The 16,199-nt window shown below is 41.0% G+C and carries 18 protein-coding genes; 17 read left to right on the top strand and 1 reads right to left on the bottom strand.

Translation table 11 applies throughout. The annotated features are described in order from the left end of the window. The first annotated feature begins 21 nt into the window (after window positions 1–21). The 6 genes from nagE to ACQKMP_RS01490 all read left to right on the top strand — a co-directional run bounded on the left by nagE (window position 22) and on the right by ACQKMP_RS01490 (window position 5,648). The gene (gene nagE, locus ACQKMP_RS01515; protein ID WP_042187760.1) at window positions 22–1,476 is read left to right on the top strand and encodes an N-acetylglucosamine-specific PTS transporter subunit IIBC; all 1,455 of its coding nucleotides are present in this window, start codon (window positions 22–24) and stop codon (window positions 1,474–1,476) included. 147 nt (window positions 1,477–1,623) lie between these two features. Then, window positions 1,624–1,941: a hypothetical protein gene (locus ACQKMP_RS01510; RefSeq protein WP_427468707.1), complete on the top strand. Its 318-nt coding sequence runs from the start codon at window positions 1,624–1,626 to the stop codon at window positions 1,939–1,941. A 173-nt stretch (window positions 1,942–2,114) separates the two neighbouring features. Next, entirely contained in the window at window positions 2,115–2,633 is a 519-nt protein-coding gene (locus ACQKMP_RS01505) for a sigma-70 family RNA polymerase sigma factor (RefSeq protein WP_427468706.1), read from the top strand. 53 nt (window positions 2,634–2,686) lie between these two features. After that, window positions 2,687–3,808, top strand: coding sequence for a hypothetical protein (locus ACQKMP_RS01500; RefSeq protein WP_427468705.1), 1,122 nt, complete (start codon window positions 2,687–2,689; stop codon window positions 3,806–3,808). Then, a complete protein-coding gene (locus tag ACQKMP_RS01495) occupies window positions 3,805–4,767 on the top strand; it encodes an ABC transporter ATP-binding protein (protein WP_042187768.1) in 963 nt (320 codons plus the stop codon). Before ACQKMP_RS01500 ends, ACQKMP_RS01495 begins: the two co-directional genes overlap by 4 nt. Continuing rightward, window positions 4,764–5,648, top strand: a complete 885-nt coding sequence (locus ACQKMP_RS01490; RefSeq protein ID WP_076298894.1) for an ABC transporter permease subunit — start codon at window positions 4,764–4,766, stop codon at window positions 5,646–5,648. Before ACQKMP_RS01495 ends, ACQKMP_RS01490 begins: the two co-directional genes overlap by 4 nt. A gap of 91 nt (window positions 5,649–5,739) precedes the next feature. Here ACQKMP_RS01490 and ACQKMP_RS01485 read toward each other — a convergent pair whose 3' ends face one another. Next, a complete protein-coding gene (locus ACQKMP_RS01485) occupies window positions 5,740–6,066 on the bottom strand; it encodes a winged helix-turn-helix transcriptional regulator (RefSeq protein WP_042127276.1) in 327 nt (108 codons plus the stop codon). Between the two features lie 193 nt (window positions 6,067–6,259). Between ACQKMP_RS01485 and ACQKMP_RS01480 the strand changes: the two genes are divergently transcribed. The 11 genes from ACQKMP_RS01480 to ACQKMP_RS01430 all read left to right on the top strand — a co-directional run bounded on the left by ACQKMP_RS01480 (window position 6,260) and on the right by ACQKMP_RS01430 (window position 16,080). After that, on the top strand, window positions 6,260–7,039 hold the full coding sequence (locus ACQKMP_RS01480) for a GTP cyclohydrolase II (protein ID WP_042187772.1): 780 nt from the start codon (window positions 6,260–6,262) through the stop codon (window positions 7,037–7,039). 78 nt (window positions 7,040–7,117) lie between these two features. After that, entirely contained in the window at window positions 7,118–8,173 is a 1,056-nt protein-coding gene (locus tag ACQKMP_RS01475; protein WP_042187774.1) for an ABC transporter ATP-binding protein, read from the top strand. A gap of 127 nt (window positions 8,174–8,300) precedes the next feature. Next, entirely contained in the window at window positions 8,301–9,050 is a 750-nt protein-coding gene (locus ACQKMP_RS01470; RefSeq protein WP_042193809.1) for an ABC transporter permease, read from the top strand. A 48-nt stretch (window positions 9,051–9,098) separates the two neighbouring features. Next, complete coding sequence (locus ACQKMP_RS01465) at window positions 9,099–9,842, top strand: ABC transporter permease (RefSeq protein WP_179085851.1); 744 nt, start codon at window positions 9,099–9,101, stop codon at window positions 9,840–9,842. A 114-nt stretch (window positions 9,843–9,956) separates the two neighbouring features. After that, entirely contained in the window at window positions 9,957–10,586 is a 630-nt protein-coding gene (locus tag ACQKMP_RS01460; RefSeq protein ID WP_427468703.1) for a hypothetical protein, read from the top strand. A gap of 321 nt (window positions 10,587–10,907) precedes the next feature. Then, complete coding sequence (mraY, locus tag ACQKMP_RS01455; protein WP_427468702.1) at window positions 10,908–11,861, top strand: phospho-N-acetylmuramoyl-pentapeptide-transferase; 954 nt, start codon at window positions 10,908–10,910, stop codon at window positions 11,859–11,861. 47 nt (window positions 11,862–11,908) lie between these two features. Next, on the top strand, window positions 11,909–12,220 hold the full coding sequence (locus ACQKMP_RS01450; RefSeq protein WP_060624147.1) for an ArsR/SmtB family transcription factor: 312 nt from the start codon (window positions 11,909–11,911) through the stop codon (window positions 12,218–12,220). Between the two features lie 82 nt (window positions 12,221–12,302). After that, window positions 12,303–13,481 (top strand): MFS transporter, encoded by a 1,179-nt coding sequence (locus ACQKMP_RS01445; RefSeq protein ID WP_427468701.1) that lies wholly within the window; start codon window positions 12,303–12,305, stop codon window positions 13,479–13,481. A gap of 171 nt (window positions 13,482–13,652) precedes the next feature. Beyond that, window positions 13,653–14,279, top strand: coding sequence for a thermonuclease family protein (locus ACQKMP_RS01440; RefSeq protein WP_427468700.1), 627 nt, complete (start codon window positions 13,653–13,655; stop codon window positions 14,277–14,279). A gap of 150 nt (window positions 14,280–14,429) precedes the next feature. After that, window positions 14,430–14,885 (top strand): NUDIX hydrolase, encoded by a 456-nt coding sequence (locus ACQKMP_RS01435; protein WP_427468699.1) that lies wholly within the window; start codon window positions 14,430–14,432, stop codon window positions 14,883–14,885. A 91-nt stretch (window positions 14,886–14,976) separates the two neighbouring features. Further along, window positions 14,977–16,080: a PRK06851 family protein gene (locus tag ACQKMP_RS01430; RefSeq protein WP_427468698.1), complete on the top strand. Its 1,104-nt coding sequence runs from the start codon at window positions 14,977–14,979 to the stop codon at window positions 16,078–16,080. Window positions 16,081–16,199 lie beyond the last annotated feature (119 nt).

The following is a 16,199-nucleotide window of genomic DNA, read 5'->3' as shown; positions in this document are numbered from 1 at the left end:
GAATCGAAAGGATGATATTTTATGTTGGGTTTTCTACAGAAATTAGGTAAGTCGCTTATGCTTCCGGTAGCAACTTTGCCTGCGGCAGCTATTCTTCAAGGATTAGGTCTGATTAACTACGAAAAAGATATACCTCTGGGGGCAACGATAGGTGGATTCCTGAACCATTATTTTGTTCCATTTCTAAATGCCGGTTCGGGTGCTATCTTCGGAAATCTTGCTCTAATCTTCGCAGTAGGGGTTGCCATTGGATTTGCCAAGGACGCCGTAGCAGCCTTGTCAGCAGTAATTGCATACTTAGTACTAGACAAGATTCTGATTGCCGTACCCCTTCAGTTCTCTTTTATTGATGATGCTGTAAAGTTGAATATGGGTGTGCTTGGGGGTATATTTGCCGGTGCCTGGGCAGCATTTCTATATAAGAAATATCACAATATAAAGATGCCAGATTGGCTTGGGTTCTTCGCGGGTAAACGTTTTGTTCCAATCATTACCGCAGCTTCCACGATGGTCCTTGCAGTATTAATTGGGATGGTCTGGAGCCCTGTACAAGATGTAATTAGTGATTTCGGAAACTGGGTAGTGTCACTTGGCGCAGTTGGAGCGTTCATTTTCGGTACAGCTAACCGTTTGTTGATTCCGACAGGTCTTCACCACGTACTTAATTCGATTGCTTGGTTCCAAATTGGTGATTTTACGAATGCAGCGGGTGAATTGGTTAACGGTGACTTAAATCGCTTCTTCGCTGGAGACAAAACAGCTGGGATGTTTATGACTGGATTCTTCCCAATCATGATGTTTGCGCTTCCAGGTGCAGCGCTTGCATTTATTCATACAGCTAAACCAGAAAAACGTAAAATGGTAGCTTCCATCTTCATCGGTTCTGCTATTGCTTCCTTCTTAACAGGAATCACAGAACCACTTGAGTTCTCCTTTATGTTCTTGGCACCAGCCTTGTACGCAGTTCATGCTTTACTTACAGGATTCTCGATGGCGTTAATGTACATTCTGGATGTTAAGCTTGGTTTTGGTTTCTCCGCTGGTTTGATCGATTATCTGATAAACATGAAGCTATCCACCAATGCATGGATTCTTATCCCTGTAGGTCTGTGTTTCTTCGTTCTGTACTATGTGTTGTTCCGCTTTATCATCACGAAGTTCAAGCTTAAGACCCCTGGTCGCGAAGATGATGATGATGCGCTTGTAGCACCAACTGGAGGTAACGGAACAGGTTCAGCTGTTTCTTCCAAGGCTGCTCAAATTCTTGAGCACATCGGCGGACCTTCAAACATCGAAAATATCGATGCTTGTATTACACGCCTACGTCTGATCGTTAAAGACGAAAAAGCCGTTAAAGATTCCGCACTGAAACAACTCGGTGCTTCCGGTGTAATGAGACTTGGTCAAGGTGCTGTACAAATCGTATTTGGTCCGAAATCGGAGCAATACAAAGAGGAAATCGAGAAGTTACTATAACTTAACGTACTCCGTTTAAATTTATTAGCAAGGGCTAGTCCGCATACTAGCCCTTGTTTTTTTTGTATACTTACAGGTATAAAGTGTTGCAATATACACAATACCTAGTATAATACTTGGTATAACCATACAAAGGAGTCGGTACATATGTCAGTCGACGATTATCTGGACCTTTTAAATTATGCCAAAGCAATTAACGATGGACAGTGGCAGGCTGACATCATAGAGAGCTTAAAGAATCTTAACGCAGTATCGGAAGAACCTCAGGTTCAAGAAGAAAGTGTGATAGAATTATGGTCACGGTTTGATTCCGTTAACATATTGATCATGAAGTTGTTTGAGAAGCTGCTTAAGAATGAAGAATCAGATGAAGTGTTACATTGGAAAGAACAACTGCTGGAGCTTAAGCTGGAGCGGAGTATTTTGTCCAAGAAGATTCTTAACCGATATATTCGAATTCGATAATTGGAATCAAAACAGATAGGTAAGACCAATAATGAAGACAGTTACCTTATTAATTAGGGGCTGTCTTTTTGTGTGTTTTATAATGCATTATGATAATTATGAAGAATTCTGATACAAAAATGTACTGACAGTCGTCTTACTTATAGCTGCAGCTGATAAGGAGGATTTACACGATGGAAATTCCGGAATCTGAAATTTTTAAAACAATATTTTATGAACATTACCCTGTTGTCCGCCGTAAGCTTGCCGCTTTGGTACGTGATGAATCGGCGGCTGATGATTTAGCTCAAGAAGTTTTTCTGAGATTGTACCGTAATCCACCAGATGATCCAGCAGCGCTGGGTGCCTGGCTTCATAGAGTCCTAACTCGTATTGGATATGATTATTTGGACAAAAAAGCAAGGGAACGGCGACTGCAGAATAAACAAGAGCAGCTTTATGATGCTAATGAATCCCCCCCTTCAGGTGAAGAAGTCATAATTAGTAAGCTAGATCAGGAAGATGTACACATCTGGCTGAATGAATTGCCTGAAAGAGACAGACAAGCGCTTCTTCTTCGCTATTCGGGGTACAGTTATGTGGAAATCGCGGGAGAGCTTGGAGTAAGGCCTCCAGTAGTAGGGACCCTGCTTCACCGAGCGACAGAGAAACTAAGACAAAATGCAACGAAGGCGATACCCCAGACGAAGTAGACTTCTTTTGAGGAGAAGTTACGAAGTAATCTTTAAAATCAGGAGGTATAATAATGAATAACTATTCAGGAAAGCAAGATAAAGATAAGCAAAGTACAGACGAAGCCTGGGCCAAGCTAAAGAGTAAGTTAGAGAATGAACCTTATAATCCTCAATGGGCAAAATGGAGTCAAAATACGGAAGCCCAAACTGAGGATTCTGTTAACTTAAGTCAGGTAGAAAATGTAGAGAACCTTGAATCAGAGTCAACACCAACGGTAGTACAGGACATACTTGTAACTACCCATGATAAGAAAGTACAACGTCCGCGTCGGCTGCGTATGAACCGTCGTCGGAAGCTAGGAGTTGTAGCTGCGAGTGTAGCTGTTTTTGCAGTCATACTCGCGACCCCAATAGGAAACACAGCAATGGCATCCATTCTGAATCAGTTCAGGATGGAACAGGTTACAGTTGTTCATGAGAGTGATCTGCGTAATATTTTCACACAGGTGGCTGAAGACGGTGAACTTAATCGATCAATTAATCAATTCGGTGAGTTTACAAACGCTAGCGGAGCTTACATTGGTGAGTTGCCTGCGGATCAACTGAAGGCTACCCTAGGCTATCCAGCGAAAACCGCTGCTTTAGTGGAAGGGCATAATTCAGTTACGGTGGGTGCTTCACAAGATATCACGCTTAATCTGAAAGTGGACGAAGTGAACAAAGCCCTGAAAAAAATTGGAGCAGAACATCTGCTGCCCGAATCGATTGACGGTAAACCAATTACACTTCATATCCCGGAATTTGTGAATTACAATCTCTCATCTGACGAAACGCACTGGGCAAGTCTGTCGCAGATGAATGCGCCTGTACTTAACGTTGATCCTTCTATTAAAGTGGAAGAGGCTTTGGAAGCTGTAATGAATTTCCCACTGCTCCCAGATTACTTGAAGACTAGCTTAATGCAAAGCAGGGTCTTATCCGGAGAAATCCCAATGCCGTTAATCGCTGGTGAAAATACGGAGCAAATAACTGTGGGTGACACTTTAGTTATAGTTGACAATTATGAATACAGCCGCGGTCCTGTATATCAAGCCACATGGATTCAGGATGGACAGGTATTCAATTTGTCAGGTGAGCTCTATTCGAGTAAAGAGAAGCTTATCACCAAGGTTCAGGAGCTGATTGAATCATGAGTACTGCAGCAATTGAAGCCAAGTCCCTAACTAAAGAATATGATAACGGACGCGGTTGTCGAAATGTAAGTATTACAGTAGGGAAAGGGGAAGCCTTTGGCTTCCTCGGCCCTAACGGTGCAGGTAAAAGCACCTTTGTAAAAATGCTTGTAGGTCTTATTCATCCATCAAGTGGCAGTGGAACTCTGTTCGGGCATAAGATTGGTTCGCTAGAAGCTAAATCACTAATCGGTTATTTACCCGAATTGTATCGTTATCAGGAATGGCTAACGGGTGAGGAGGTAGTGAGGCTGCATGCAAGACTATGCGGAATGCAGCGGTCTGTGGCAGATAAGAGAATTCCACAACTTCTTGATGAGGTTGGAATTGGTAAGCGTGGACGTGACCGAGTGAAGCATTACTCTAAGGGAATGCAGCAAAGACTGGGTTTAGCTTGTGCACTTGTTAATGAGCCGGCTATCGTTTTTTTGGATGAGCCCTCATCGGCACTAGATCCAATCGGACGTCAGGAAGTCCGGCGTATATTACAGAATCTAAAAGAAAAAGGGGTTACGATATTTCTAAACTCTCATCTGTTAGAGGATGTTGAAGTACTTTGCGACCGAATGGCGCTACTTAATAACGGAGTTATTCTCCGGCATGGTAAAGTGTCCGAGGTGTTAAACAAGCGTATGAGCTGGCGATTTAAAGTAGGCGGCTTTGCGCCTATTTTATTGTCGTGGCTAAAAGATCAGACAGGCTTGCAGATCCGGGTGTCTTCCCATACCGAAGAATCCATAGACAGTAGTAGGGTTTGGTTGGAAGCGGAGCTGGAAAGTGAAGAGCAGGTGGGTTGGCTGAATACACTGATTATAGAACAAGGGATGACCTTATATGAAGTTTCACATCAGCAAGAACGTCTGGAAGAGTGGTTTATGAATGCTGTATCAGGACTAAGCCACAGAGGTGAACACGAATGAGAATTATAATGGGTATGACCTGGAAAGAACTGATGCGCAAAAGAGTAATGGTGCTGACATTAATTATGACCGTGGTCTTTCTTATTGGGTTTTGGTTTATTGCGGGTACGATCGGGCAAAGTTCTATGTCTCACGGATCGAGTTTTCCTAGCGGAGAAGAACTCCTTATTCGTTTTACAAATGGTTTATTTATTTTATCGTTTGGATTTTTCTTCGGAGCATTTGTAATTGCTTTTTTAGCAATTTTTAGTTCGTTTTCCGCCATTTCAGGTGAGGCAGAGCAGGGAGTGATGCAAGCCTTGCTTCCAAGACCAATTCCACGCTGGAAATGGTACGCAGGTCGTTGGCTTGGTTATGTAACACTAGGAATAGGTTATGCACTTATTTTATTTGTTTCTATATTGCTAATTACGCAAGCTCATACCGCAATTCCAAGAGATGGATTAGCGTTATTTAAATCATTTTTGCTCTTTTCTTCCATCGTACCGTTGCTAATAACTGTTTCTATGCTGGGTTCAGGATTCTTCTCAGCCCTTGGGAATGGAGTCTTTATGACGATGCTTTATGGAGCAGGATGGCTAGGAGGAATGATTGACAAGGTAAGTAGTTCATTATTATCTAAGCCCGAAGCACTTAGCACTCTAAATAATATGACGGGTATAATGTCCTTACTTATGCCTGTAGATGGGTTACAGCGCAGAATGACTGCTGAACTGTTTAGCATTAACGAAATGAACGGGATGTTTAACGCTTCCAATAGTCTATTTGGGTTAGATAACTTCACCTCAGTCCCATCTAATACATTTATCGTCTATGCGATCTTCTATACACTTATCGCGTTCTTAATCGGATTGTATCGTTTTCAACGGAAAGATCTATAGTAGTTTAACAATATTTCGAAGAACTTAAAATGCCCTTTTTGTTGCCGGATTTACGGAACAAAAAGGGCTCTTCAAGTTAGTATAAGTCGAATTAATTTGTAACACCAAGCTCAATCCAGTCCGTAGACCAATTTCCAATTTCACCAAGTATAGGAGCCAACGCGGTTCCTTTTGGAGTAAGGGAGTACTCAATGCGTACTGGCATTTCTGGATATACGGTTCGCTCAATAATACCTTCGATTTCCATTTCTTTTAATCGGTCAGATAACACTTTACCACTTAGATTGGACAGACAGCTTTCTATTTCGCCAAAACGACGAGGACCTGGCATAAGCACGAAAACGATCAGCGCGACCCAACGTTTACTTAGCAAGTCTACCGCTTTTTCAAAGCGAGGACACATGTTGAAATCATTCATAATATCACCTCGACATTCATTATATCATAAACTTACATAAAGTAATTATAAATATTTAAAGATATATTATAACTTGACGAAGTTATATTACAATGATAAACTTACTTACAAATAGTTACTTATATTTTAACTAATATTCGATCCTTATGTATAGCTATAGCTATACCAGATGAAATTGAGGAAGGTGTTACACATGACAAAACCAGATATTATTTCTATCCTACAAAATAAAATTACTCGGATTCCTTTAGAAAACAGTACAAATATATTAGTTGGACCGATTACTTTACCCGTGAATTTAGACGGAGAGACTGTTACTTTTAAATGGTACAACTGGCTGAACACTACGGATGCAGAGCTTCTTGGTGATAATAGTGAAGCAACAGCCGCTTTGATTTCAAAGTTACCATCCATGAGCCTCGCAGATGGTCAGCAATCCAGTGTTTTAGTATATGGTGATTTCGAAGGCTCAGATGAAGCATTGATTCGGATGCACAGCATTTGTCATACCGGCGATATTTTTGGCAGCAAACGTTGTGATTGTGGCTTCCAACTGCATCAGTCCATGAAAATGATTGTCGAACACGGTTCAGGTGCGTTATTCTATCTTGCTAACCATGAGGGTAGAGGCATTGGACTGTTTAGCAAATCTTTAGCGTATCTTTTACAAGAAGAAGGATACGATACAGTTGAGGCTAATTTAGAACTGGGTTTTTCTGATGATTCAAGAAATTATGAAGAAGCGATCAGCGTTCTACAACAGCTACGTCAAAAACCAGTCACGTTAATTACTAACAATCCGAAGAAACTGGAAGCTCTCAAGACTGCAGGTATGAATGCTGTGAAAAGAGTAGCGCTGTGGGGAGATGTATCTTCTTTTAACGAGAAATACTTACGCACCAAAGTGGCTCGTTCAGGACATTTAGAGGCAGTGAAAGAAGGGAATCCAATTGTAGGAAGACTGGCTAAGTAAAAATTGAGGTAGTGCTTTTGCACTTCTTCAATTATAATGGGTTACTGGAACCCAACTTTAAGCTTAGTGAGGTACAATATGACTGCTATTCAAGTACAAGACTTACGCAAAACATTCAAAGTACAAAAAAACCGCGAAGGTCTCAAAGGGGCCTTCGCTGATTTGTTTAAAAGGGAGTATACGGAAGTAACTGCCGTGAAGGATATTTCCTTTTCCATTCCCGAAGGTGAGATTTGTGGTTACATCGGCGAGAACGGTGCTGGGAAATCAACCACGATCAAAATGCTCACGGGTATTCTCGTACCAACTTCAGGAAATCTTACGGTGGGTGGTTATGTTCCTTATTTGGAGCGCGAGAAATTTGTGAAAAATATAGGTGTGGTGTTCGGGCAACGCAGCCAGCTATGGTGGGACATTGGGGTCATTGAATCCTTCCAGCTGCTGCGCAAGGTATACCGGGTATCTGAACAAGACTTCAAGAAACGGCTGGATGAATTAGTCGAACGATTGCAGTTGCAAGAACTACTGAATCGTCCTGTTCGTAAGCTCAGTCTCGGTCAGCGGATGCGTTGTGAATTAGTCGCAGCATTACTTCATAACCCTTCGATTGTATTTCTGGACGAGCCAACCATTGGTTTAGATATTGTGGTGAAGTCAGAGATCCGTGAATTCCTTAAAGATATGAACCGTGAGCATGGAACAACCATACTGTTGACTACACATGATCTGCAAGATATTGAAGCCCTTTGCTCGCGGGTGATTATGCTTGACGATGGTCGAATTATTTATGACGGCGGCCTAGAAGATCTGAAACAGCGCTGGGGAACCGGACGTGAAGTTCAATTTCAATTCGGAAATGCAACGAAACGGCAATTGCTTGAGCTTTGGACTGAAGGGATGCCGGTTACTTGGTCTGCAGACAACGATCTTGGAGCATCGGTTTGGATACCGCTGGATATAAATGTATCCGATGTTTTGGGACGGGTAGTAGGGAAAGCCGACATTACTGATATCAAAATCATTGAGACGAATACGGACGATATTGTTCGCAGTATTTATCAATCCGGGTCTGCGGATAAACCAGAGAAACAAGCTGCCGCTCTGAAGGATGAAAGAGAGGCTTTACATGTCTGATAAGCTTAATGCTGCAACAGCTATGTCTTCGTCCTCAGGAGGTTCGTCTTCAGGTGGTCCTCCAGAGAATAGTCGTAGATTACTATTTGGGGCGTACTTAGATTTTATACGGATCCGGTTCCTTACCATGCTTGCTTATCGGATTAACTACTACTCAGGTATTCTTATCTATTCACTGAATATCGGGGTTAACTATTTCACGTGGATGGCCATCTATGGTAATGGGGATTCACTTGGTGGCTTTACCGCAACGCAAATGACGTCTTATGTCGCTGTTTCTTGGATGGCTCGTGCGTTTTATTTTAATAATCTAGATCGTGAGATCTCTACGGATATACGAGACGGAAGTATCGCTATCCAGTTTATAAGGCCTTATAACTATGTCTTAGTCAAAATGATGCAAGGACTCGGAGAGGGAATGTTCCGCTTCCTCTTGTTTATGATTCCGGGTATGGCTATAGCGATGTTGTTGTTCCCGGTTCAATTACCGACAGCACCATCTGCTTGGGCGGGTTTTCTTGTAATGCTCTTTTTCAGCTTTTTGATTAATTCACAGATCAATATTATTACTGGGCTCTCGGCTTTCTTTGTTGAGAATAATGAGGGCATGATGCGTATGAAGCGGGTAATTGTTGATCTGTTCTCTGGTCTGATCGTGCCGATCAGTCTGTTTCCTGACTGGCTATCTTCTATACTTAAGGTGCTGCCGTTTCAGGCGATTACTTACTTGCCAGGTTCTGTATTTACAGGACGGGTGCAAGGGGTTGGGATTTGGAATGTACTAGGGATACAGATCGTTTGGTTCCTGGCATTACTGATTCCAATTGTCTGGTTATATCATGCGGCGCGGCAGCGTCTCTTCGTGCAGGGAGGTTGAGGAAACGTGTATTACCTTGGATTATTAATTGAATACATTAAAAACTATATGAAGTCCCGGCTCACCTATCGCGCCGATTTTTGGGTAGAGGTCATATCAGATTTGCTCTTTCAGGCTACAAACTTTATCTTTATACTAGTAATTTTCATGCATACGGATAGCCTTGGCGGCTGGAATCAGAACGAAGTAGTGTTCGTCTATGGGTTCTTTATGGTGCCTTTTGGGGTGTTTAGTTGTTTTGTGAATCTATGGGGATTTAGTGAGCGTTATATCGTCAAAGGTGAGATGGACCGTATTTTGACACGTCCGGCGCATAATCTGTTCCAGATCTTCTTGGAAAATGTTGATCCACCAGCACTAATGGGCTCATTCATAGGTATTATTATTATGGCCATCAGTGGTAGTAATCTGGGTCTTCCCTTTGAATGGTGGACGATACCGGCTCTGATCATTCTTACATTAAGTGCCGTCGCCATCTATACTGGAATTTATACAACATTGACTTCGTTGTCTTTCTATTCCGATGCACCAACGGGTATTCTTCCTCTAATGTACAATATTCAGACCTATGGCCGTTATCCGGTAACGATTTACAATCGTGCTATTCAGGTACTTCTAACTTGGATTATCCCGTTTGCATTCGTCGGAGTTTATCCAGCAGCGCTCTTCCTGCAGCGTGAAGAAATGACGAGCCTGGCGTTGATGACACCTGTTGTAGGTGCGATATTCCTTGGGATTGGTCTGTTAGCTTGGAGTTATGGAGTTAGAAGATATAAGGGCGCGGGATCTTAAGCTAAGCTATTGTCTTGTTAAGTTGGAAAGGCTACCTTCGGGTAGTCTTTTTTTTCACACCTAATTCATGAATATGCTAAAATCATTAATAACTACAATGGGGAGGAATCATAAATGAATGTGTTAAATATTTTACCAGCACCCGAAAACTTAAAAAAACTCATGAAAATACTTGCTTCTCTAAATATTGTCCTATGTCCAGAGGAATGGCTTCGCTATCATAGTTTTGTTTCTGAATTCGATAAGAATGTTTCCTTAGCATCGATTGACAATGGATCAGGTGATCATTTGTTTATTATTTTTTCATCTCAAGGAACGATAATGAAAGGATTTGATCATGAGTCAGAAGTAAGTCCATATGCGCGCGACGAACATGAAGTTTGGCCAGGAATCTATGAAGAAGTCCCGACCTCACTATTGTCTTTACTGGAAGATGAGGCGATAACTAAGGATGATGTTACTTTTTGTTTTTGGCGTGAAAATAATGACTTGACGTGGCAAAAGGGGAAGGTAGAGATTCCAGCGGGGACAGAAGATGGTTCGGACTTTTTGCTAGGAACTATTTTCCGCACAGCTGAGGATTTTGTGGAATTTGCCGAAGGTTATTTTGAACTCACACTCCCCTTAGAGGTTGTTGCACAAGTTTATGAGGGTGCAGCTATTACAAAAGAGATGATCAAAGCGTTAAATCCTGATGGTGATATTGAGAAAATCCTTCAGGAATTAGCAGAGCTAGACTCTTAGGTAATTATCGATTTGAAAACAGAGAGGGATGCGAAATAAATGAAGGGCTGCCGATAGGCAGTCCTTTATTTATTGATCGGAAGTATTTCTTAATGAGGAGCGAAAATAGGAAATAAAAACAGAATACTTTCTCTTTATCAAAGTTTTATTTACATATATCATTTTACTAAAGATACAAGTGAGAGGGATAAAACTTTACATAATTCAAGCGATCTTAATAACTCTCAAATCAATTTCGTGAGTGTGAGTTAGGTTCCAGAGTAGAGTATTTGGAGTGGAAATATTAAAATATTGTTTTTCAAAGAGGGGGCAGTTTGTTATATGTTTGGAATTATGGCTATTTCCTGCCTGTCTTTTCTTCTAGTGGCGATATTTACGCCGTTGTTGATCTGGACACTGCACAGGCTGAGGCTAACGCAGCCAATTCGCTCCGAGTTACCAGCGGATCATCAGGCCAAACGTGGTACACCGCTTATGGCAGGGTTGGTCCTGCTTATCGGGATAGCGATCTCGTTACAGTTTCATCCCGGACCTCTAATGTTACTCTTATGCGTCACGTTTTTGTTGTTCAGCTCAGTCGGATTTCTCGATGATTTCAAAAAGGCTTTTTGGCAAAATCCGTCCGGCATCACCGGTCGCTCAAAACTAGTGTTACAATTTATTTTTACTGGAACCATTTTGTATATGTTGTTCCATTCGTTCGGCCTGACAAGCGATATTGGGTTATTTCAAGGGCACTATTTGCAATTGCCTTTGTACCTTTATGTCGGAATCATTTTGCTGTTTGTGGTGGGCTCCGCAAATGCCATCAATTTTACGGACGGTCTTGATGGGCTACTGATCAATGTAGCCATTCCAACGTATTTTTTCTTTTTTATGATTTCGGACAAACCTGAAGTGCAGACATTTTCCCTTGTCATGATTGGCTGTCTGCTGGGGCTGTTCCTTTACAATATTTATCCGGCAAGAGCGTTTATGGGCGATACAGGTTCACTAGCGATTGGTGGTTCCCTTTCCATTTTAGCTGTCATTGAGAAGGTCGAACTTTTGATTCCGATTTTGTTTTTCGTCTATTTTGCGGAGCAGTTGTCGGTCATATTACAAGTTTGGTACTATAAACGAACTAAGCTGCGGCTGTTCCGAATGGCTCCAATTCATTACCATTTCAGTTTAAAATACGGATGGAGCGAAAATAAAATCGTGATGATTTTCGGTTTCATTTCGTGGGTATCCGTACTGATTTGCTGGTTAATTTGGAAATATCTCATGCACTAAATTAATTTTACATTTACAAATCTATAAAAGTAGATATAATGAAATGCATGGAACCTTTAGTGATATTTAAAGCTTTGTCTAACGAGACACGTAGTCAGATTATGATGTGGTTAAAAACTCCGGAGGAATTCTTTGATGAGAAGCCTTATTTACAACAAGGCCTAAGTTTTCGAACTGGAATATGCGTGGGAGATATTCAAGCTAAAGCGGGACTTGCACAGTCTGTTATCTCGAGTTATTTGTTGACAATGCAAAAAGCTGGATTGTTGGAATCTGAGCGAATTGGGAAGTGGACGTACTATCGTCGGAACGAGAAGACAATTCAGGAATTTTCCGAGTATATTAAACAGAAACTATAAATGAGAGGAGGGAAGACTTTTTTTTGATAGTACATATCTACAAATCTGTTTATGTAAATATAAATGGAGGATTATTTTAAAAATGAAAAAGATTAACCCGTTGCTTATCATTATTCTGGCTTTAGGTGTATTTGGTATTATCACTACGGAAATGGGGATTATAGGTGTTCTACCACAGATAACTCAAAAATTTAATATATCGACTTCACAGACTGGATGGCTTGTAAGTATATTTGCTTTAGTCGTTGCCATTTCTGGTCCATTCCTAACATTACTGGCTTCTGGTATCAATCGTAAAGTTATTCTATTAACGGCTGTACTTATTTTTGCAATTTCAAATGTTGTGTACGCTTATACAACTATGTTTGAAGTAATGTTGATTTTTCGTATTATCCCTGCTATTTTTCATCCTGTCTTTTTTTCAGTTGCTCTTGTGACCGCTGCTCAACTTGTCCCACCAGAAAAGAGTACTAAAGCAGTTACAAAGGTTTTCGCCGGAATCACAGTCGGGTTTGCTTTTGGTGTGCCTTTGACTTCTTATCTTGCGGACAAAATATCATTAGAAGTTGCTTTCCTGTTTGGTGCTGTTGTAAGTATAATTGCCTTTTTAGGGATACTCGCTTGGCTTCCTTCCATGCCTGTTAAAGAAAAAATGTCTTATGGCAAGCAGCTTGGTATACTACGCAAACCCCTATTATGGTTAAATATTGTGACTGTTATTTTTATTTTTGCAGCTATGTTTTCTGTATATAGTTACTTCGCTGAGTATCTTGGACAAGTAACACAGATGAATGGATCATGGATTAGTATCATGTTGATGGCCTTTGGTATAGTCATGATTTTTGGGAATTTTTTATTTGGGGGCCTTTTGAATAAAAGCATTTCAAAGACCGTCATCATATTTCCTCTGCTATATGCGGCAACTTACCTCTTCGTTTATTATCTAGGATCTTATTTCATTCCGATGGTTATTATCATAATCATTTGGGGGGCAGTGCATTCCGGCGGACTCATTGTCAGTCAAGCATGGTTAACGACCGAGGCGAAAGAAGCTCCCGAATTCGGTAACAGCTTGTTTATTTCATTCTCCAATCTTGGAATTACTATAGGGACTGCTATCGGTGGTTGGTTTATTTCTCGCTCGGGTATACATGAACTCCTCTGGATTGGAATTATTTTTTCCCTGCTTGCTTTCTTATCGATCATAATCAAAATAAAAATTTCCAACTTAAACGTAACAGAAGCTAAGCTGGGTGATTAATCGAGATTATGAAATTATTAAAACAGCGACAGCCATGTATCTTATTTTTCTGGTACATAGCTGTCGTTGTTTTCTATATTAAGTATTACAAACTTGTGTTTTTTACTATTTTGATTTATTTTAATTAGACCCCATGAAGCTATTACATATGTATAAGAAAGAGGTTTATCCATGAGTAAAACGTATCTATTAAAAATCTGCTTAGCCATCACCCTCATACTCGGAACAGCTACCGCTTGCACTTTCACCGAGCAGTCTACTTCAGATCAAGCTCCATTTCCATCTATAACAACAAGTCCTAGCCCTAAATCTGATGCTACGGCAAAGAATACACAAGAGGATAACAGACGTTTATTAGATGCTAAGGTAACACGGGTAGTTGATGGTGACACCATGAAGCTGACTATCGACGGTAAAAAAGAAACAGTACGCTTGCTACTAGTCGATACCCCTGAATCCGTTAATCCGAACATTCCTGAGCCACAGCCATTTTCGATAGAAGCCTCTGATTATGCCAAAAAGATGCTTACTAATAAAGATGTACAAATTGAACTAGATGTATCAGAACGAGATAAATATGGTCGTCTACTCTGTTATCTCTATATCGATGGCAAAATGTTTAATGAGCTTCTGCTAGAGCAGGGTTATGCACGTGTGGCATATGTATTTGCACCTAATACGAAATACGTTGATCAATTTAGAGCTATACAGGATAAAGCAAGAGAGCAGGGAATCGGCATCTGGAGTATTGAAAATTACGCGCAAAACAATGGTTTTCATGTTCCTAAAACGAAATAAATATCAAGTAATCAGGATTTATAGAGCTACCATGAGGTAGCTTTTTTATTTGCTTTCGAATGTTATAAATGTAATATTGTGGTATGATTCCTGTGATTATATTTGGGGATGAACAAAAAAACAAGCCATTAACGAAAAGGATGCTGTGTAATGAGCAATTATATTATGGAGCTAAGAAAACTAGTAGGTACCAGGCCGCTTATTATGGCAGGAGCCTGTGTTTTGTTGTGTAGCGAGCAGCAATTACTATTACAACGTAGAACGGACAACGGTTGCTGGGGGTTGCCAGGTGGCTCGATGGAGCTTGGGGAGACTTTGGAAGAGGTGGCTAAAAGGGAACTTTTTGAGGAGACAGGTTTACAGGCCAAGGAACTTGAATTGTTCGACATGTTTTCTGGACAAGAGCTTTATTACAAATATCCAAACGGTGATGAAGTATATAATGTTGTAGCCGCTTATCTATGTACGGAATTTGACGGTGCGCTTAAAGAAGATGGAGTTGAAGTGCAAGAAGTCCGTTTTTTTAATTATGGAGAATTGCCTAGCGAGTTGTCACCTCCTGATGTTCCAGTCATTAAGAGATTTATGGATCGTTTTATGAAGTAAGATCACATCTCACTTAAAGTGTCACCTTTCCCAGGGAACCATAATACGATGAAATATGAACCATGACATTAGCCCGGAAAGGTGTGCGATTATGAACGGAACAATCCTCAATTTCTTTGCTGGCGGGAATACGGCTCACGGCTTTTACAGCCTCTATGAGTCGTCATTGCAAAATTTAACGCGTCTATATGTTTTAAAAGGAGGCCCAGGTACGGGGCAGACCAAACTGATTAGAGAAATTGGAGAGCAGTTGAATCAACAAGGTTATGAGATCTGGTTCATCCACACTGCATCAGATAACGATTCATTCGACGGTGTGATTATTCCCAAATTAAATATAGGAATAGTGGATGGAACAGCTCCGCGAGTAATAAACCCTGAACTGCCTGAAGAGTCCATCGTATTCGTAGATTTGGAGCAGGCCGCTGATCAGTTCCAGTTGTGCCAGCAGAAGTTGGAGATCGATAATTTAGTCGGAGCCATTAAACAAGAACATGAATTAGCTTATGCTGGCTTTGCTGAAGCTCTTCGCATTCATGACGAATGGGAAGCTATTTATATCGCGAAAATGGATTTTCAAGCAGCCGACGAGCTGACACAGGAGTATATTAAGCTTTTGTATGGTGATCAGAAATCTGAAAAATCCAGCCGGATAGATCATCGTTTTTTAGGTGCGGCGACGCCTAAGGGGGCAGTGGATTTTGTTCCTAATCTAACCTCAGGACTAAAAAGATATCTGGTTAAAGGACGTGCGGGCTCCGGAAAATCTACACTGTTGAAGAAAATAGCGGCTGAAGGCATCAAACGTGGTTTCGATGTTGAGATTTACCACTGTGGCTTCGATCCTAATAGCCTTGATATGATTATTGTGCGTGAGCTTGGCTTTGCTATTTTTGATAGTACGGCTCCACATGAGTACTACCCAGATCGGGCAAGCGACGAGATCGTCGATATGTATTCCCGCTGTATACTGGCTGGTACAGATGAAGAATATTCCGAAGCTATAGCCGGCATTAAAGAGCGGTATTCGAGTACCATGAAACAATCCACACAACATCTTACAGACGCAAAAGTATTCCTAGTTGCATTAAAGCAAATCTATACTTCTACCCTGAATTTTGATCGAGTAGACCAGATTAAATCGCAGATTTTAGAGGAAATCAACGAGATTGTTGAAAGTCCACTGGAAGTTTAAACCTACATTTTAGATCGCTCTCTAGAGGGCGGTCTTTTTTTGTGAAAAAAGAAATTGGTATGGTACATACGCACCAATGTGGTTATTTCCACTGGAACTGTATCCAAGTATGCTCTCTC

Origin of the sequence: Paenibacillus sp. NPDC101420 (genome assembly GCF_050277435.1) — a bacterium.
In the GTDB taxonomy this organism is placed as follows: domain Bacteria; phylum Bacillota; class Bacilli; order Paenibacillales; family Paenibacillaceae; genus Paenibacillus_AQ.
The sequence above is the reverse complement of the archived record's forward strand: the minus strand, read 5'-3'. Positions and strand labels throughout refer to the sequence as shown.